Genomic DNA, 399 nt, shown 5'->3' with positions numbered 1-399 from the left:
ATCTTGCCGTCCTTGCCGACGACGAAGGTTTCCGGCACGCCGTAGACACCCCAGTCGATCGCCGTGCGGCCGGCTTCGTCGACGCCGATGGCCTGGAACGGATTGCCGAGATCACCGAGGAACCGGCGGGCGTTTTCCGGACGGTCCTTGTAGTTCAGCGCCGCCATGGTGAACCGCTTGTCCTGCGACAGCGCCAGGAGCACCGGATGCTCTTCCCGGCACGGCGCACACCATGACGCAAACACATTGACCAGCGTGACCTTGCCGGCGAACGCCCTGGAATCAAGCCCCGGCAGGTTTGACCCCTCCAGTGCCGGCAGATTGGTCTGCGGCGCCGGCAGGCCGATCAGCGCCGAGGGCACTTCCGAGACATCGCGTCCCGACAGTAGCTGCCACAGG

1 protein-coding gene is annotated in these 399 nt (G+C 65.9%); it reads right to left on the bottom strand.

Annotated elements, in window-relative coordinates; genetic code table 11:
- Positions 1-399 (bottom strand): DsbE family thiol:disulfide interchange protein (locus ACWTU8_RS33205; protein WP_455851428.1); only part of this gene is annotated, 399 nt, incomplete at both ends.

Source organism: Mesorhizobium sp. BHbdii, assembly GCF_053848045.1.
This window is presented reverse-complemented; position numbering and strand designations above follow the sequence as displayed.